The organism is Bradyrhizobium sp. RDI18 (assembly GCF_043203335.1).
GTDB classification, from domain to species: domain Bacteria; phylum Pseudomonadota; class Alphaproteobacteria; order Rhizobiales; family Xanthobacteraceae; genus Bradyrhizobium; species Bradyrhizobium retamae.
The window spans coordinates 4991913-5008004 of record NZ_JBICRN010000008.1; the positions used below are offsets into that span (position 1 = coordinate 4991913).

17 protein-coding genes and 2 pseudogenes are annotated in these 16092 nt (G+C 63.1%); 8 read left to right on the plus strand and 11 right to left on the minus strand.

The genetic code is table 11. The features are described from left to right. Positions 1-56: 56 nt before the first annotated feature. The 3 genes and pseudogenes from ACFXS9_RS33220 to ACFXS9_RS33230 all read right to left on the minus strand — a co-directional run bounded on the left by ACFXS9_RS33220 (position 57) and on the right by ACFXS9_RS33230 (position 3309). Positions 57-1068: pseudogene (locus ACFXS9_RS33220) on the minus strand (amino acid ABC transporter substrate-binding protein). A 10-nt stretch (positions 1069-1078) separates the two neighbouring features. Beyond that, positions 1079-2428, minus strand: a complete 1350-nt coding sequence (locus ACFXS9_RS33225; RefSeq protein ID WP_392696507.1) for an aspartate aminotransferase family protein — start codon at positions 2426-2428, stop codon at positions 1079-1081. Between the two features lie 5 nt (positions 2429-2433). Further along, positions 2434-3309, minus strand: a complete 876-nt coding sequence (locus tag ACFXS9_RS33230; RefSeq protein WP_392696510.1) for a MurR/RpiR family transcriptional regulator — start codon at positions 3307-3309, stop codon at positions 2434-2436. Here ACFXS9_RS33230 and ACFXS9_RS33235 point away from each other — a divergent pair. The 3 genes from ACFXS9_RS33235 to ACFXS9_RS33245 are packed head-to-tail and all read left to right on the plus strand — an operon-like array spanning position 3308 to position 5768. Then, positions 3308-3436, plus strand: coding sequence for a hypothetical protein (locus tag ACFXS9_RS33235; RefSeq protein WP_392696512.1), 129 nt, complete (start codon positions 3308-3310; stop codon positions 3434-3436). The two genes, ACFXS9_RS33230 and ACFXS9_RS33235, sit on opposite strands and share 2 nt — an antisense overlap. Positions 3437-3454: 18 nt before the next feature. After that, entirely contained in the window at positions 3455-4645 is a 1191-nt protein-coding gene (locus ACFXS9_RS33240) for an amino acid ABC transporter permease (RefSeq protein ID WP_392696514.1), read from the plus strand. 4 nt (positions 4646-4649) lie between these two features. Beyond that, the gene (locus ACFXS9_RS33245; protein WP_392696516.1) at positions 4650-5768 is read left to right on the plus strand and encodes an amino acid ABC transporter permease; all 1119 of its coding nucleotides are present in this window, start codon (positions 4650-4652) and stop codon (positions 5766-5768) included. 167 nt (positions 5769-5935) lie between these two features. Here the strand turns inward: ACFXS9_RS33245 and ACFXS9_RS33250 are convergent, their stop codons facing one another. The 6 genes from ACFXS9_RS33250 to ACFXS9_RS33275 form a co-directional block, all read right to left on the minus strand. After that, positions 5936-6298, minus strand: coding sequence for a DUF1428 domain-containing protein (locus ACFXS9_RS33250; protein ID WP_392696519.1), 363 nt, complete (start codon positions 6296-6298; stop codon positions 5936-5938). A 144-nt stretch (positions 6299-6442) separates the two neighbouring features. Then, positions 6443-7180, minus strand: coding sequence for a DUF899 domain-containing protein (locus ACFXS9_RS33255; protein WP_392696521.1), 738 nt, complete (start codon positions 7178-7180; stop codon positions 6443-6445). A gap of 15 nt (positions 7181-7195) precedes the next feature. Next, positions 7196-7537, minus strand: coding sequence for an SRPBCC domain-containing protein (locus ACFXS9_RS33260; RefSeq protein ID WP_392696524.1), 342 nt, complete (start codon positions 7535-7537; stop codon positions 7196-7198). Next, a complete protein-coding gene (locus ACFXS9_RS33265; protein WP_392696527.1) occupies positions 7537-8007 on the minus strand; it encodes an ArsR/SmtB family transcription factor in 471 nt (156 codons plus the stop codon). Before ACFXS9_RS33265 ends, ACFXS9_RS33260 begins: the two co-directional genes overlap by 1 nt. A 152-nt stretch (positions 8008-8159) precedes the next feature. After that, the gene (locus tag ACFXS9_RS33270) at positions 8160-8417 is read right to left on the minus strand and encodes a DUF3551 domain-containing protein (RefSeq protein WP_392696530.1); all 258 of its coding nucleotides are present in this window, start codon (positions 8415-8417) and stop codon (positions 8160-8162) included. Positions 8418-8496: 79 nt separating this feature from the next. Continuing rightward, positions 8497-9474, minus strand: a complete 978-nt coding sequence (locus tag ACFXS9_RS33275; protein WP_392696533.1) for a Bug family tripartite tricarboxylate transporter substrate binding protein — start codon at positions 9472-9474, stop codon at positions 8497-8499. Between the two features lie 151 nt (positions 9475-9625). Between ACFXS9_RS33275 and ACFXS9_RS33280 the strand changes: the two genes are divergently transcribed. Both ACFXS9_RS33280 and ACFXS9_RS33285 read left to right on the plus strand, forming a co-directional pair. Beyond that, the gene (locus tag ACFXS9_RS33280; RefSeq protein WP_392696535.1) at positions 9626-10045 is read left to right on the plus strand and encodes a VOC family protein; all 420 of its coding nucleotides are present in this window, start codon (positions 9626-9628) and stop codon (positions 10043-10045) included. 200 nt (positions 10046-10245) lie between these two features. After that, positions 10246-11826, plus strand: a complete 1581-nt coding sequence (locus ACFXS9_RS33285) for an AMP-binding protein (RefSeq protein WP_392696538.1) — start codon at positions 10246-10248, stop codon at positions 11824-11826. A 62-nt stretch (positions 11827-11888) separates the two neighbouring features. Here ACFXS9_RS33285 and ACFXS9_RS33290 read toward each other — a convergent pair whose 3' ends face one another. Both ACFXS9_RS33290 and ACFXS9_RS33295 read right to left on the minus strand, forming a co-directional pair. Continuing rightward, positions 11889-12986 carry an HD-GYP domain-containing protein gene (locus tag ACFXS9_RS33290; RefSeq protein ID WP_392696541.1) on the minus strand — a complete coding sequence of 366 codons (1098 nt, stop codon included), beginning with the start codon at positions 12984-12986 and terminating at the stop codon, positions 11889-11891. A gap of 249 nt (positions 12987-13235) precedes the next feature. Further along, positions 13236-14049 (minus strand): annotated as a pseudogene (locus tag ACFXS9_RS33295) (oxidoreductase). A 97-nt stretch (positions 14050-14146) separates the two neighbouring features. Between ACFXS9_RS33295 and ACFXS9_RS33300 the strand changes: the two are divergent. From ACFXS9_RS33300 to ACFXS9_RS33310, 3 genes are all read left to right on the plus strand, one after another. Beyond that, entirely contained in the window at positions 14147-14758 is a 612-nt protein-coding gene (locus ACFXS9_RS33300; protein ID WP_392696544.1) for a TetR/AcrR family transcriptional regulator, read from the plus strand. A 202-nt stretch (positions 14759-14960) separates the two neighbouring features. After that, the gene (locus ACFXS9_RS33305) at positions 14961-15749 is read left to right on the plus strand and encodes an alpha/beta fold hydrolase (protein ID WP_392696547.1); all 789 of its coding nucleotides are present in this window, start codon (positions 14961-14963) and stop codon (positions 15747-15749) included. Then, positions 15746-16090 (plus strand): hypothetical protein, encoded by a 345-nt coding sequence (locus ACFXS9_RS33310; RefSeq protein ID WP_392696550.1) that lies wholly within the window; start codon positions 15746-15748, stop codon positions 16088-16090. The genes ACFXS9_RS33305 and ACFXS9_RS33310 overlap by 4 nt, the downstream gene beginning before the upstream one ends. Positions 16091-16092 lie beyond the last annotated feature (2 nt).

The window sequence follows — 16092 nt, forward strand, 5'->3', positions numbered from 1 at the left end:
TGGGTCAGTCTGGCTGCAGCGCGACTTGTGTCAACCCGCCGCGCCGCAACGTCTCACTACTTGAACGGCAGAGCGTACATCAGGCCGCCCTTGGCCCAGGTCGCGTTGAGGCTGCGATCGAGCTTTAATGGGCTCGCCTTGCCGACATTGCGTTCAAAGATCTCACCGTAATTGCCGCCCGCCTTGATCGCCTGCAGCATCCATTTGTTGTCGAGGCCTAAGCGCGAGCCTAGCTCACCCGCAGTACCGAGCAGCCGCTGGATGGCCGGCACATTGGATTTTGCCATTTGTTCGGCGTTGGCTGCAGTGACACCAAGCTCTTCCGCCTCGATCAGGCCAAAGTGAAGCCAGGCGATGATGTCGGTCCACACGTCGTCACCGTTGCGGGTGAACGGCCCGAGCGGCTCCTTGCTGATGGTCTGCGGCAGCACGGTGTAGTCGGCCGGATTGGAAGCCGCGGTGGTGATCGCGCCGGCGAGCGCGGAAGCGTCCTGGGTCATGGCATCGCAGCGCCCGCCAAAGAATGTCTGGTACATGGTATCGGTGCGATCGAACACCAGCGGTTTCCATTCGATGCCGTTGGCACGGCCGTAGTCGCCGAGCGTCACTTCATGGGTCGTGCCCTGCGCGACGCAGACGGTGGCGCCATTGAGGCCCTTGAGGTCCTTTACGCCGGCGTCGGCCCTTACGACAAAACCCTGGCCATCGTAGAAATTGACCGGCCCCTGCCGCAGGCCCAAACGTCGCGCCGCGCAGATAGGTTTGGGTCGAGTTGCGATAGAGCACGTCGATCTCGCCCGACTGCAAAGCCGTGAAGCGGTTCTGCGCCGTGAGCGCGACATAGCGCACCTTGCTGGCGTCGCCGAGCACGCCGGCTGCCAAGGCGCGGCAATAGTCGACGTCGAGCCCTTTGTAGTTACCCTGCGAGTCCGGCGTGGAGAACCCGGCGAAGCCGATGCTGACGCCGCACACGAGCGTGCCGCGCTGCTTGACCGTATCGAGCGTTGCGGCTTGCGCCATCAAGCCCGACGCGGCGAGCAAGCCTGTAGCGACGATGATTCTCTTCATTCTGCTCCTCCTAATGACCAACACTCTTCAAGGCCAAGTCGACGGCGTGACCCAGCCGGTCGACGATCATGTCGATATCCTCTGATGTCGCGATATAGGGCGGCGCCAGCAGGACGTGATCGCCGCTGCGGCCATCCATCGTTCCACCCGAGGGATAACAGGCAAGGCCGCCTTCGAACGCGGCGGCCTTGATCCGCTGGTGAAGCTTGAGCGCGGGATCGAACGGCGCGCGGGTGGCGCGATCGGCGACGAGCTGAATGGCCTGGAACAGGCCCCGCCCCCTGATATCGCCGACGTGGCGGTGATTGCCGAAACGCTCGGTCAGGCGCCGTTCGAGCTGGCGGCCAAGATACTTGACCCTGTCGAGCAGTTGCTCGTCATCGATCACCCGCTGCACCTCGAGCGCCGCGGCACAGGCGAGCGGATGCGCCAGATAGGTGTGGCCGTGCTTGAATGCGCCCGAGCCATCCCGGATCGCATCGACGATGCGCCCGCTGGCGAGCATGGCGCCGATCGGTTGATAGCCGCCGCCAAGCCCCTTGGCGATCGCCTGGATATCGGGCGCGATGCCCTCCTGCTCCCATGCGTGGCGCGTGCCGGTGCGGCCCATGCCGCACATCACCTCGTCCAGGATCAAGAGCGCGCCGTGGCGGTCGCAGATCTCGCGGACGGCGCGGAAATATCCCTCCGGCGCCGGCACGCATCCGGCGGTGGCGCCCACCACCGGCTCGGCGATGAACGCCGCCACCGTATCCGGACCAAGGCGCTGGAATTCGGCTTCGAGCTCGGCTGCCAGTCGCGTCACGAAATCCGCCTCGGATTCGCTGTCGCGTTTTTCGTGATAGGCGAACGCCGGCGTCACGTGGCTGAAGGCCGACGACAATAGCGGCGCGTAGGGCTCGCGCCGCCAGGCGTTGCCGCCGGCGGCGAGCGCGCCCAGCGTATTGCCGTGATAGCTCTGGCGGCGCGCGATGAAGCGCTGGCGTTGCGGCTGGCCGCTTTCGACAAAGTATTGCCGCGCCAGCTTGATGCTGGCCTCGATCGCTTCCGACCCGCCGCTGACGAGATAGGCGTAGGCCAGACCGCCGGGCTCGTCGCCAACGAGCGCCTCAGCCAGCGCTTCGGCGGGCTCCGACGAGAAGAAGCCGGTATGGGCAAAGGCCAGCTTCGATGCCTGTCGCGTCATGGCCTCGAGCACGCGAGCGTGCTGGTGGCCGAGGCAGGAGACGGCCGCGCCGCCGGAAGCATCCAGAATCCGTCTGCCGTCTTCGGCGATCAGCCAGACGCCATCGCCGCCGATGGCCTTCGGCGGCGTCTCACGCAGGCTTCGGTGCAGCAACCGGCTTTTGCTGGCTCCCATGACGATCAACCTTTCTCCGCGACATATTGCGACAGCGCGGCCAACCGACCTTCGGTCTCTTCGAGGCGCCGCTTGGCGCCGGCGCCGCCCAGCACGAAGGTCACGGCGGCCAGCGACTGCGCGATGGCGATGGCGCCGGTGAGGCTCGGGAAGAATCCCGGCGATGCGGCAGCCTCATAGAGCAACAGATGATCGGCCCCCTCCGCCATCGGCGCCGTAATCGTATCGGCAATCGCAACCAGCGTGGCGCCGGAATCATGGGCCGCCCGCGCCGACAAAACGCTTGCCCTCGAATAAGGCGCAAACCCGATAACGACGACGGCATCGCCGCTATGGAACGCACCCAGATCGAGATCTTCGGGACCCGAGCCGCCGACCAGATGCACCGCGTCCGGCCGGAACAGGCGAAGCTGATAATTGAGCAGTTCCGCAACGCTGCGGCAGCTCCGGAAGCCGGCGATCCAGATGCGCCGCGCGGCGTGCAGAGCCTTGGCGGCGTTGGCCACCGAGCCGGCCGAAATGCGCGCGAGACCTGCCGCCTCGGCTTCCAGCTTGTCGGAGACCAGCGATATCTCGGCGTTGGGCCCTTTCCGGCCGCCCCTGGCGCGACCCGAAAACGGCGAAGATTGCGCGGGCCGGCGGGCCTCGGTCAGCGCGGCACGCAATTCGTCCCATCCGGAATAGCCGAGCGCTTTTGCGAGCCGGGTGAAGGCGGCGGGATCGGCGCCTGCCTCGGCGGCAAGATCACGCATCGAGCGCGTGGTGGCGTCATAGTCATTGGCGGCAACGAACCGGCCGACTTGCTGCAGCCGCATCGGCAACGATGGCAGCGCACTGCACAAATCGTTCAGCGGCGAGGATTTTGGCCGGAGCTGCGCCATGAAACATATGTTGCACGAAATCAGTTTTGGTGCAACATTTGAAATGCGCCTAGATCGCTACTGGAAGGTCGCTGCTGCAAGACATCGTTGCTCAAAGACATCGTTGCTCAAAGTCATCGCCGCTTAAGTCGAGGATCCTTGTGCTGTGACGACATCCACGTCCGAATTCCCTCGCCGTCGGCGGATGCGCCTCCGCCTGAATCGCCAGCAGATCAACGGCCTCGTCTGGCAGATCGTGGTGGTCGCCATCGCGGTCGCGATCGTTGGCTGGCTCTGGTCCAACGCCCTGCACAACTTATCGGTACGCCGGATTTCGACCGGCTTCGCCTTTCTCGGCCGCGAGGCCGGGATGCCGATCGCGGATAGCTGGCTTGCCTATAGCCCCAGGGATCCTTACGTCCGCGCCTTCATCGTCGGCATCGTCAATACGCTCCGCGTCGCGGTCATCGGCATCGTGCTCGCGACCGTGCTTGGCACGCTGATCGGCATCGCGCGGCTGTCGTCGAACTGGCTGTTGTCGCGGCTGGCTGCGGTCTACGTCGAAGTGCTCCGCGACGTTCCGCTGCTGCTGCAGTTGTTGTTCTGGTACGTGCTGATGCAGGGACTTCCGGCGGCACGCGCGGCCTGGAAGCCGATCGAGGGCGTCTTTCTGTCGAACAGAGGCCTGGTGTTGCCAGCGATTCCGATCGAGGAAGCAAATCTGTGGGTCATCGCTGCGGCCGCCGCCGGCCTGGGCGCGCTGTATCTATTGCGGCGGCAGTTAGTGGCGCGGCAGATGGCGGACGGCAAGGCGCGTCCGCTCTGGCCCTCTGCGCTGGCCCTGCTCGTCGGCCTGCCGGCGCTGGTGTCGTTTGGTCTCGGCGCGTCATGGACCATCACGTTGCCCGAACTGCGCGGCTTCAATTTTGTCGGCGGACTGACGCTCGCACCGGAATATTTTGCGCTGCTGATCGCGCTCGTCACCTACACCTCGGCGTTTATCGCCGAAATCGTGCGCAGCGGTATTCAGGCCGTTCCAAGGGGCCAATGGGACGCCGCGAACGCGCTCGGCCTGCGCCGTAGTTTTGTGCTTCGGCGCATCGTGCTGCCGCCGCAGGCGCTCCGCGTCATCATTCCGCCGATGACCAGCCAATATCTGAACCTGACCAAGAATTCCTCGCTTGCGGTCGCAGTCGGGTATCAGGACGTGGTGTCGATCGCGAATACCACGCTGAACCAGACCGGACAGGCCATCGAAGCCATCGCGCTCATCATGGCCGTGTTCCTCACCATCAGCCTCGGCATCAGCCTGTTCATGAACTGGTACAATGCGCGCATCGCGCTGGTGGAGCGCTGATGCCATGACGTCGATCACGGACGCTCCGCAAAATCCGCTTCCCTTCGACGCGCGACCCCGCAGGACTCCGGCCAGCCGCGCCATCCGGTGGCTGCGCACGAATCTGTTCGCCTCGGTCACATCAAGCATCATCTCCGTGCTCCTGATCGCGCTGCTCGCCAAGGCGTTCATCAGCCTGGTGCAGTGGGGCTACTGGAACGCGATCTGGATCGTTTCCGGCAACCAGACCGGCCCCTGCCGATCGATCCGCGGGCTCGGCGCCTGCTGGGCCGTGATCCCTGAAAAATATCGCTTCATCCTGTTCGGCACTTACCCCTTCAATGAGCAGTGGCGGCCGGCGCTGGTGTGCCTCACCTTCATTGCGCTGTTCTGGGTGTCGAGCCGGCGCAATTGGTGGCGCAAGGAACTGGCATTGGTGTGGGCGGCGGCGCTGGTCCTGATCGGCGTCTTGATGTGGGGTGGCATCTTCGGGCTGTCCTACGTTTCACAGGATCGCTGGGGCGGGCTGCCGGTGACGCTGATCCTGGCGACGTTCGGACTGGCGTTCGGCTTCCCGCTCGGGATCGTGGTGGCGCTGGGCCGCCGTTCAAAGTTGCCCGCGATCCGGTCGCTCTGCGTGCTCTATGTCGAGTTGATCCGCGGCGTTCCCCTGATCAGCCTGTTGTTCATGGCGAGCGTGATGTTTCCGCTGTTCCTGCCCGACGGCGTCAACATCGACAAACTGCTCCGGGCGCAGACCGCGTTCATACTGTACGCCGGCGCCTATCTTGCCGAGGTCATCCGCGGCGGCCTCCAGGCCATTCCGAGAGGACAGCACGATGCCGCCGACGCGCTCGGGCTCACCTACTGGAAGAAGAACGGCCTGATCATCCTGCCGCAGGCGATTCGTCATGTGATCCCGCCGCTGGTGAACACGTTCATCGCCTTCTTCAAGGACACCAGCCTGGTGCTGATCATCGGTATCTTCGACCTGCTGACGACGGCGAAGACCTCCATCATCGATCCCGCCTGGCAGCAGTTCAGCGTTGAAGTCTACGTGTTCGTCGGGCTGATCTATTTCGTGTTCTGCTTTGCGATGTCGCGCTACAGCCGGCAATTGGAAGCGCAGTCCCGGTCGGGCTGACGGCGGAGCTTAGCGCCGGCGATGCCGGCTCTTGAACCGATGACCGATGATGATCCGTTCTGTGCGCGGGCGCTCGGCGCTTTTGCCATCGTCCGGAATGGGCTGACGGCTATCCTGCATGCAGATCCGAGCACACGCAGGAAATCCCGCCCGGTGGTGACTACAGGCTACACCTTCACCAGGCTCTCGAACCCGCCAAAGATCATCCGCTTGCCGTCGAACGGCGGCTTCGATTTCGGATCCATCATTTCGCTAAGCCGCGGGTCCGCCATCACTTTGGCGTTGATCTTGTCGCGCTGGGCGCGCGACTTGTAGGTGATCCAGGCGAACACGACGGTCTCGCCCGGCTTGAGCTTCACGGCGCGCGGAAACGACGTGACCTTGCCGACCTTGACGTCCTCAGCGACCCATTCGCGATAGTCGAGCGCGCCATATTCGCGCCAGATCTTGCCGGCCTTCTTAGACAGGCGGGAGTAGGCCTCGAGATTTTTCTTCGGCACGGCGACGATGAAGCCATCGACGTAAGGCATTACAAGTTTCCTCTTCACGTTGTCGACGTCATTGCGAGGAGCTCGCGACAAAATTGCAAAGCAATTTTGCGCTGAAGCGACGAAGCAATCCATCTTCCTTTGCGGCCCGGTGGATTGCTTCGCTCGCAACGACGGTCCGGCGTTTCAACTATGACAACAAGATGCCTGAACTGGCGCCGGCTGGTATTGGTCACGTAGCCGCACCCACTCCATCGGATAGGACAGACCTTGCTCGTGACGCCCGAGCGGGGTGAGGTCGAGATAGTGGTAGGCGGCGTTCATCATGTCGAGGCCGCGCGAGAAACAGGAATAGGTGTGGAAGACGGTCCCGGCCTCGTCGCGATGGAACACGCTGATGCCCGGCGCCTCTTCGCCGCCGAAGGGAGTGGTGCCGAAATTGTAGAGCGTAGCGCCTGACTTGAGCTGCTCCGGCGTAAACGAGACGCCGAAATCGTAATTGAACTCGTTGCCGCCTGATGACAGCCAATCGAAGGTCCAACCCATCCGCTGCTTGAATGCGGCAAGCTTTTGCAGCGGCGCGCGCGAGATCGCGACCATCGTGGTGTCGCGGGCGGCCAGATGCGGAATCATGCGCTCGAACCCGTCGGCCCAGAACGAGCAGCTCTTGCAGGCCTCGTTCCAGCCGGGCGCGAACATCAGATGCTGCACCACGAGCTGGCTGCGCCCCTTGAACAAATCGCCGAGCGAGACCTTGCCGCTGGGCCCATCGAATACGTAGTTCTTTTCGACCCTGACCCAGGGCAGCGCGCGCCGTTCTTCGCTCAGACGCTCGCGCGCTTTCGTGTATTCCTTCTCATGCGCAAGGTGCGCCTTGCGGGCGACGATCCATTCCTCGCGGGAAACAACGGCGTTCGATGGCATGGCAGGCTCCCTCGTTCAGGCCAGATAGTTTTCGAGTTTGACAAGGAACTCCGTCCAGCCGCGCTCGTGATTGTCACGCGCGGCGGCATCGACGAACTGCGCGTGGTTGAAGACGAGCAGCGAACCGCTTCCTTCCGGCCTGATCGAAATGCTCACCAGCGATTCCCGCTCCGGCGTCGAATGCCATGCCCAGCTAAACACCAACCGCTCGTTCGGAACGACCTCGCGATAGACGCCACCGACCTCGTTGTAATCGCCATTGGCGCGGAAGCTGATGCGGTAGCGCCCACCGACGCGCAGATCGATGTCGGCCTTGACCGAGCCCTCCTCGACGGAGGTCGGCCCGAACCATTGCACTAGCTTTTGCGGGTCGGCCCACGCGGCGTAGACTTTTTCGGGCGCCGCGCTGAACCGGCGCGTGAGCGTGAGGCTGGGGCGCGCGGCGAGTTCGCTGTCGCTGATAGTATCGTGCTTGGCAAGGCTTGACTGGGTGGCCATGGGTCTCCCTCCACAAAAGCGGCAAGGCGGTCGAGATTGTCGGACCAGAAGCGCTGGTAGCGATTGAGCCAGTCCATCGCCTGCTCCATCGGGCTGGCGGTCAGCCGGCACGCAACCGTGCGGCCGGTCTTTTCGCGGGCGATCAGGCCGGCCTCCGACAGCACATCGAGATGCTTCATGATCGCGGGCAGCGACATCGAAAACGGTTGCGCCAGTTCGCTGACCGACAGGCTTTCGCGGTCGCCTAGCCGCGCCAGCAGCGCGCGCCGGGTTGGGTCGGACAGCGCGGCAAAGGTGCGGTCCAGAACATCCTCTTGATACTTAACCATGTGGTTTAGTATAGACGCAAACAAAACGCCGTCAAGCCGGCGTTTGCATCACGAAGTCGGGAGTGGCGTAAGAGCGAGACACCGATGGCCGGATCGTTCAGCGCGAACAGCGCTCTCGCCCGGCCATCATGCAGGAGGATTGCAAGGAGCGATCAATAATCCCGATAAACCCGCATCCGCCGCTGCTGTCCATAGGCGAAGCGCGGATTGACGTTGCAGTAGAGCCCGCGACCCGACGCCGATGCCATGCACTGACCATAGCTGCTGTAGGAGCAGTCGCCAGGAATGCCGATGGTCCGACCCTGAAGGCAATAGGGATAGTCATACGCCGCCGCGGGTGAACTGCCGGCGACGGTGGCGACTGTCGTCACCGTCAGCGCCAATGTCGCTAATACTGCATTGCGCATCATCAATCTCCTTCACGTGACGCGAGGCCGCGCCTTCTTTGTCATAAAACACCACGGCCTCGCCGTTGTTCCGTGAGGTAGATCACTGCACCTTTTCGACCTTGGCTTCCTCGATCACCTTCTTCCACTTTTCGGTTTCGGCCACGATCATCTTGCCGAACGCCTCCGGCGGCCCGATCAGCGGCTCGCCGCCAAGCTCGGTCAGGCGGCCCTTGATCGCCGGCTCGGCGAGGATCTCGTTGATCTCCTTGTTCAGCTTGGCGATGACTTCCTTCGGCGTGTTCTTCGGTGCACCGACGCCGAACAGCGCGCTCGCCTCATAGCCCGGGATGGTGTCGGCAAGCACCGGCACATCAGGCAACAGCGGCGACTTTGTCGTGCTGGTGACGGCCAGGGCCCGCACCGAGCCGGCACGAACATGCTGGAGGATGGAGGGCATGTTGTCGAAGATCAGTTGGACTTGGCCACCGAGCAGGTCGGTGATCGCGGGCGCGGCACCGCGATAGGGCACGTGCTGCATCTTGGCGCCGGACATCGCCATGAACATTTCGCCCGATAGATGCACGGACGTGCCGTTGCCGGACGAGGCCAGGTTCACCTTGCCGGGATTGGCCTTCACATAGGCGATGAACTCGGCGGCCGTCTTGGCCGGCACGTCCTTGTTGACCGTCATCACGTTTGGCACGCGATTGAACGCCGCGATCGGCGCAATGTCGCGGACCACGTTGAACTTCAAATTGGCGTAGAGCGTGGCATTTATGTAGTTCGCGGGATTGACCAGCAGCAATGTATAGCCGTCCGGCTCGGCGTTGATGACCGATTCGGTCGCGATATTGTTGCCGGCGCCGGGCTTGTTCTCGATCACGAATTGCTGGCCGAGCCGTTCGGAAAGCCGCTGCCCGATCAGCCGCGCAATGATGTCGGTCGCGCCGCCCGGCGGATATCCGACGACCCATTTCACCGGCCGGGTCGGATAATCCGCCGCCGAAACGCTGCCGATCGAAACGGCAGTGGAAAGGCCGATGACGGCCAGGCAAATCGCGGTACGGCGTGAAATCATAAAAACTTCTCCTTGGAGGCCGGGGTTCAGGCCCGGTCCGTTTCTATTGAGGCGCGGTTCCATTGAACCGAACGCGGCGCGCGTTGTAACAAACAAACCCGGGTGCGGCCAGTGGGGCGCAGCGTCTCCGACCGCGACGAAAGGATAAGGCATGTCTGTCAGGGTTAACGCTCTCGACCATCTCGTCATCAATGTGTCGGACGTGGCGCGTTCCGCCGAGTGGTACCGGAAGATCCTCGGCATGGAGGTCAAGGTGTTCGATCCCGGTCCGGGCAAAACGCCGCGGACCTCGCTGGTGTTTGGTAACCAGAAGATCAACGTGCGGCCGCGCGACGCCGATAAGGTCGAGTGGTTCACGGCCGATCACGAAACCGCCGGCAGCGACGATCTGTGTTTCCTGACGTCGAGCACGCCTGACGAGGTCGTGGCGCATCTGAAGGCCCACGGCGTCGCCATCGAAGAAGGCCCGGTCGCAAAGCAAGGCGCCCGCGGCACGCTGCGCTCGGTCTATTGCCGTGATCCGGACGGGAGCTTGATCGAGATTTCGTCGTATGAGGATAGGACGGGTTAAGACGTAGGCCTCTCCCCGTCATTGCGAGCGAAGCGAAGCAATCCAACGCACGGCATAACGGATGGGTGGATTGCTTCGTCGCTGCGCTCCTCGCAATGACGGCAGACCTGCAGAATCCCGATTTGCGCCCTGCGCCGTCCGATGGCAGAACTACTCCCAAGCAAAAACCAAGGCGGCCGTAGAGCCGCGCGGGAGGAATCATGCCACTTTCGCAGGCCGCACCGGGCATTGTCGGACCGTTCGCAGGGCTCGACGTGCCGTGGCTGCTGCGGATGCGCGCCGAAAGCCGCCGCAACCATCCATTCCTGATCTGGGCGCCGTTCGAGGCGCCGGCGCGGAGTTGGTCATACGGGGAATTCCACGAGCGCGTCGGCGCGCTTTCCGCTGGCCTCGCCAAGCGCGGCGTCAAGCCCGGCGAATACGTCCTGATCCATCTCGACAATTGCATCGAGGCCATGCTGGCCTGGTTCGCCTGCGTCGAACTCGGCGCGATCGCCGTCACCACCAACACCCGCTCGGCGGCAGCCGAGATGGAGTATTTCGCCGGCCATTGCGGCGCGGTCGCCGCCATCACCCAGCCGGCCTATGCCGAACTGATCTCGGCCAATTGCCGCGACCTGCACTGGATCGCCGTGATCTCGCATGACGCTGGCAGTACGCCGGCGCAAGTCGCGCCGCGCGGCGACAGCTTTGAGCAGCTCTTCGCCGACAGCGCCGACCGGCCACGCCGCGCCACCGATCCGTTCGCGCCGTGCAGCGTTCAATATACCTCCGGCACCACGTCGCGGCCAAAGGCAGTGCTGTGGACGCATGCCAACGCATTGTGGGGCGCCAAGATCAACGCCGCGCATGAGGACCTGCATGCGGGCGACGTGCACCAGACCTATCTGCCGCTGTTTCACACCAACGCGCTGGCCTATTCGATGCTGGCGTCATTGTGGGTCGGCGCGACCTGCGTGATCCAGCCGCGTTTTTCGGCCAGTCGCTTCTGGAGCGCGGCGCTTGAGCACAACTGCACCTGGACGTCGACGATTCCCTTCTGCATGAAGGCGCTGCTGGAACACGAGATTCCGAAGAGCCACAAATTCCGGCTCTGGGGCACCGCGGTATCCGAGCCGCCGCCGTTTGCCGCCTTCGGCGTCAAGACGATCGGCTGGTGGGGCATGACGGAAACCATAACCCACGGCATCGTCGGCGAGGTCGACCAGCCCAACACGCCGATGTCGATTGGCCGCGCGGCACCGGAATATCAGATCCGCATCGTCGAGGACGACGGCACGCCGACACAAGTCGGCGGCACCGGCAATCTCCTGATCAAGGGCATTCCCGGCCTGTCGCTGTTTTCAGAGTATCTCCACAACGAAAAAGCCACGCGCGAGAGTTTCGACGAACACGGCTATTTCATCACCGGCGACCGCGTCACGCGGCTCGAGAACGGTTTCATGCGGTTCGGCGACCGCACCAAGGACATGCTGAAGGTCGGCGGCGAGAACGTCGCGGCCTCCGAGATCGAACAGGTGATCGCTGTCGTGCCCGGCGTGCGCGAGGCCGCGGTGGTAGCAAAGAAGCACCCGATGCTGGATGAAGTGCCGGTGGTCTTCATCATTCCGCAAGCCGGCGTCGCGGGCGCGCCTCGCGATCTGCATGAGACCGTGATGGCCGCCTGCAGGACCGCCCTCGCCGACTTCAAGGTGCCGCGCGAAATTCACTTCGTCGACGACATGCCGCGCTCGACGCTGGAGAAGGTGGCAAAGGCGGAATTGCGGAAGATGCTGGAGTGAAGGCGATCATGTCATTCCGGATGGCGCGCGTTAGCACCATCCGGAATCACGATGGAGGGGAGTCAATAATACCCGAACGCCACCGGGCGGAAGGCGTGCAGCAGATGCTGATCGAGCTTGTCGCCCATTTCTTCCATCATGCCGAAGGCCCGGGCGTGGGTGAACTGTAACCGGTAGGCGCGCTTCTCGACGAGGGCTGCGTAGATGTCCACGATCGTGGTCAGCCTCACGATGTCGCTGATCTCCTTGCCGCTCAGGCCGTTGGGATAGCCTGTGCCGTCGAGAAATTCGTGGTGGTGCAGCACCACGTCGAGCATTTCCGGCGGGAAGCCGCCCTGCGCAGACAGCGCGTCATAGCCGCGGCGCGGATGCTGGCGCATCTCTTCCATCTCTTCCAGCGTCAACGGGCCCGGCTTGTCCAGGATCGCCACCGGAACGAACGCCTTGCCGACGTCGTGCAGCAGCGCTGCGCGCGCGAGACGGCGCTGGTCGTCGTCGCGCATGCCGAGATGCTGCGCATACGCCACCGCAAAGCCGGTGACGAAGAGACAATGGCGATAGCTGCCGGCGTGGTGGCAGCCGACCGTCGTCAGCCATTCCCGCAAGGATGAATGCTTGATCGCCTTGAGAATCTTGCTTTCGGCCTCGATGATGTCGCTGAACTTCAAGGGAACGCCGGCCGGAAGCTTTTCGAAGATCTTGACCATCACGGCATGCGCCGCCTCGACGCCCCTGTTGAGGGCCTTGCCGCGATCGGTCTCGTCATATCCGTCGCTGTCCGGAAACGCGGCGCGGATACGCTGCAGGATGCCTTGTGCGTCGAACGGCCGCGCGATCGTGTCGGTGGCGCCGAGGGCCCAGGCCTGCATCGATCCGTGGTGCAGCGCGTCCGCCAGCACGAACAGCCGCGGCATCTCGCGATAGGCCTCGGCCCGCAGCTTGTTGCGCACCAGTTGCACGCTCTCGGCGGAACGCAGGTTGATGTCGACCACGATGCCCGCCAGATCCCGTTCCGGGCTGTCGGGAATGTCGGAAGTCGCGATGGTGTCGACCTGACCGACGGATCGCAAAATGCTGGCGAGTTCGCTGCTCTGATCGCTCCGATCCGAAGCGAGCAACAGCCGGCGCCTGGTCGAAGTCTTGTTGGTTGCGGATGTCATGAAACCCCAGACCCCTAGCGATGATGACTTGCAACCGAGGCTAGCGGATAAGGGGTTCCCCGGGGCTTAAGAGGCATCGTGAATATAGGCTACTGTGAACGCTAAAATTTTAGCGATCTCGTTCGCGATGCGCCACACCGCGACGTCATCATCCGCGAAAGCGGATGTGTTGCAGAGCATTGGCTTGCGATTGCCCACGCCGGCGCGCGTGAGCCGCGCCGTTGGGTCTGGAGATGGCGCGTGAAGCGACTATACCGGCAGCCCCATTTGCTTACGAAGGCTCTTGTCGAACATGCGCTCAGGAACAAAACGGCGCAGCACGCTCACCTGGCCAGCCATTTTACCGCACGTATATCGGTGACGAGGCGATGCTGTGGTTGCGGCCTCAACCACTCTCTTGGCGACCACTTCGGGCCTATCCGCCGTCTTCATCACTTCCTGCAGAACTGCGACGGCGCGTTTTCGTGCCGAGACATACGCATCCAATGCCTGGTCGGGAAGCGCCATGTTCTGTTCGAAGGAAGTGCTGGTATAGGCCGGCTCCAGCAAGCAAACGCGGATACCGAAGCTCCGCACCTCGTGGTCGAGCGATTCCGAATAGCCTTCGAGAGCATGCTTCGTGGAGGCGTAAAGCGCCGAGAACGGCGCCGGTATCAGGCCAAGTACCGAACTTATGTTGATGATCCTTCCACCTTTCCGAGCTCGCATGTGCGGCAGGGCCGCATTGCTCATGCGCATGACTCCGAAAAAGGTTTACATCGAACAGCGCCTGGGCTTGACCGATTGATGATTCCTCAGCCCCACCCATCAGGCCCGTCCCGGCGTTGTTGACCAGAACGTCGATCCTGCCCGCCGTATCGAGCACCTTGTCGACGGCAAGCTTCACCGAACCGTCATCGGTCACATCGCAGGCGACCATCGCAATGCCGTCGGGGCCACTTGCGGCCATCCGTCGGCTGGTGCCGAACACGCGAAATCCGGCCTCGCGCAACGCCTTTGCTGACGCCAGCCCAATGCCCGTGGAAGCCCCGGTCACCATCGCCACTTTACCGCCTTGCTGCATGAGAAGCTCCATGGACGCATTGAACAGTCGTTTATATTAAGGTATGAATATCACATGATGGTCATAATGCAATAGGTTTTTGGCCGGAGGATCCACCATGCGCTACGCCAAGGGACAAAAGGAGACCTCGCACGAGCAGATCGTGAAGGCTGCAGCGAAAAGGTTCAGACGGGACGGCATCGCCGCCGCCGGAATGACCGGGATCATGGCGGAGGCAGGACTGACGAACGGCGGGTTCTACTCGCACTTCCGCTCGAAGAGCGACCTGATCAAGGAAGGCCTTGAGCGAGCGCTCGCCGACCAACTGCAAAGCCTGTCCGAACCCGACCCCAAGCCGGGCGCATTGGCTCACCTGATCCGTTCTTACTTGTCTCAGCATCATCGTGACCGGCCCGGCACCGGTTGTGCCTCCGCGGCCCTACTGCCCGAAATTGCCCGCCAGCCTCTCTCCGTCCGGAAGGCTTACACGGCTCGGTTACGCACGCTCATCGAGCAGATGGCGCGACGGTTGCCGCAGGAGAACTCCATCCCCGAAGCGCAGGATACAGCGATCGCGATCTTTGCCGTCTTCATCGGGACGCTTCAGCTTTCGCGCGCCGTCAATGACCCAAAGTTGTCAGACGCCATGCTTGCTGCGGGCATTCGTGCGGCAACTGCGCTTGCCGGCTTGGCCGATGGTTCTGTCGAGCATGAAGGCGTAAGAGGATGAAGTATTAAAGCGGCCGAGATCGCGAGCCGATGCGCGTCGCTGTTTTGCTCATCGTTCGCTGGAGTAATTCGGGCTGTCGCCAACAAGCGGTCATGGCCTTGTCAATACGCTGATATGCCCCTCGCTTTCCGCATTTCCCAATCGCGATCAGATCGGGCTAGGATGAGGCCGACAGTTGCATGGGAACTCCCAGGGAGCCGCAATGCCGACGATCGATCGCGACGGGGTTCGCATCTATTACGAGGTTCACGGCTCCGGCCCACCGTTGTTCTTGACCCACGGCTATTCATCGACCAGTGGGATGTGGCAGGGCCAGATCGCGGCCTTGTCGAAGCATCACAAGCTCGTGTTGTGGGACATGCGCGGCCACGGCCAGTCCGATTATCCCAGTGATCCCGCAGCCTATAGCGAAGCGCTGACGGTTGCCGACATGGCGGCGCTGCTTGACGCCGTCGGCGCCGACAAGGCGATCGTCGGTGGGCTCTCGCTGGGCGGCTACATGTCGCTGGCGTTCTACCGCGCTCATCCAAACCGCGTCCGCGCGCTGCTGATCATCGATACCGGTCCGGGCTTCAAGAAGGACGAGGCCCGCGAGGCCTGGAACAAGCGCGCGTACGATACCGGCGAGCGCTTCGAGCGCGAGGGCCTGGAGGTTTTGAAATCGGCCAGCCGCGAACGTTCTAGCGTCACCCATCGCGATGCCTCGGGACTGGCGCGCGCCGCGCGCGGCATGCTGACCCAGCGCGATGCCCGCGTGATCGAATCCCTACCCGATATCAAGGTGCCGTCGCTGATCGTGGTCGGCGCCGACGATACCCCGTTCCTCGCCGCCTCCGACTACATGGCGGCCAAGATTCCGGGCGCGCAGAAGGTAGTGATCCCGGCCGCCGGCCACGCCGTCAACATCGACCAGCCGCAGGCCTTCATCGACGCGGTGCTGCCGTTCCTCGACAGCCTTGATGCCAAGGCACCACGGAAGGCCGCGTCATGAAGGCAGCGGCGGTGGCCCTCGCCCTTATCGCAAGCAGCTTCACGCAAGCTGCCGCGCAGCACTTGCCGCCGATCGGCGGCCCCTACCCGCCACCGTTCACCGAGACGCTGTCGAACAACATCCCGCTGGCGTTCGGCCTGGAGGCCGATGAAGCCGCACGCGCGCTCGGCGTCCCGCTCAACTACATCAGGGGCCGTCCGGGCGATGAAATCTTTCTCGCGTTCCGCAACGTCGGCGGCAGCGGGCTGTTTTACAAAAAGGACCGGCTCTATCTGCAATTTCGCAAGGGCAGGCTGGCCGGCTGGAAGGGCGACTGGGGTCACAACTGGATGTGGCAGTAGCC

Bases quoted from the DNA above. Each gene is read 5' to 3' on its own strand.
- ACFXS9_RS33225 (WP_392696507.1), bottom strand. From the start codon at position 2,428: ATGGGAGCCAGCAAAAGCCGGTTGCTGCACCGAAGCCTGCGTGAGACG.
- ACFXS9_RS33235 (WP_392696512.1), top strand. From the start codon at position 3,308: ATGAAACATATGTTGCACGAAATCAGTTTTGGTGCAACATTTGAAATG.
- ACFXS9_RS33230 (WP_392696510.1), bottom strand. From the start codon at position 3,309: ATGGCGCAGCTCCGGCCAAAATCCTCGCCGCTGAACGATTTGTGCAGT.
- ACFXS9_RS33245 (WP_392696516.1), top strand. From the start codon at position 4,650: ATGACGTCGATCACGGACGCTCCGCAAAATCCGCTTCCCTTCGACGCG.
- ACFXS9_RS33250 (WP_392696519.1), bottom strand. From the start codon at position 6,298: ATGCCTTACGTCGATGGCTTCATCGTCGCCGTGCCGAAGAAAAATCTC.
- ACFXS9_RS33255 (WP_392696521.1), bottom strand. From the start codon at position 7,180: ATGCCATCGAACGCCGTTGTTTCCCGCGAGGAATGGATCGTCGCCCGC.
- ACFXS9_RS33265 (WP_392696527.1), bottom strand. From the start codon at position 8,007: ATGGTTAAGTATCAAGAGGATGTTCTGGACCGCACCTTTGCCGCGCTG.
- ACFXS9_RS33270 (WP_392696530.1), bottom strand. From the start codon at position 8,417: ATGATGCGCAATGCAGTATTAGCGACATTGGCGCTGACGGTGACGACA.
- ACFXS9_RS33275 (WP_392696533.1), bottom strand. From the start codon at position 9,474: ATGATTTCACGCCGTACCGCGATTTGCCTGGCCGTCATCGGCCTTTCC.
- ACFXS9_RS33280 (WP_392696535.1), top strand. From the start codon at position 9,626: ATGTCTGTCAGGGTTAACGCTCTCGACCATCTCGTCATCAATGTGTCG.
- ACFXS9_RS33285 (WP_392696538.1), top strand. From the start codon at position 10,246: ATGCCACTTTCGCAGGCCGCACCGGGCATTGTCGGACCGTTCGCAGGG.
- ACFXS9_RS33290 (WP_392696541.1), bottom strand. From the start codon at position 12,986: ATGACATCCGCAACCAACAAGACTTCGACCAGGCGCCGGCTGTTGCTC.
- ACFXS9_RS33300 (WP_392696544.1), top strand. From the start codon at position 14,147: ATGCGCTACGCCAAGGGACAAAAGGAGACCTCGCACGAGCAGATCGTG.
- ACFXS9_RS33305 (WP_392696547.1), top strand. From the start codon at position 14,961: ATGCCGACGATCGATCGCGACGGGGTTCGCATCTATTACGAGGTTCAC.
- ACFXS9_RS33310 (WP_392696550.1), top strand. From the start codon at position 15,746: ATGAAGGCAGCGGCGGTGGCCCTCGCCCTTATCGCAAGCAGCTTCACG.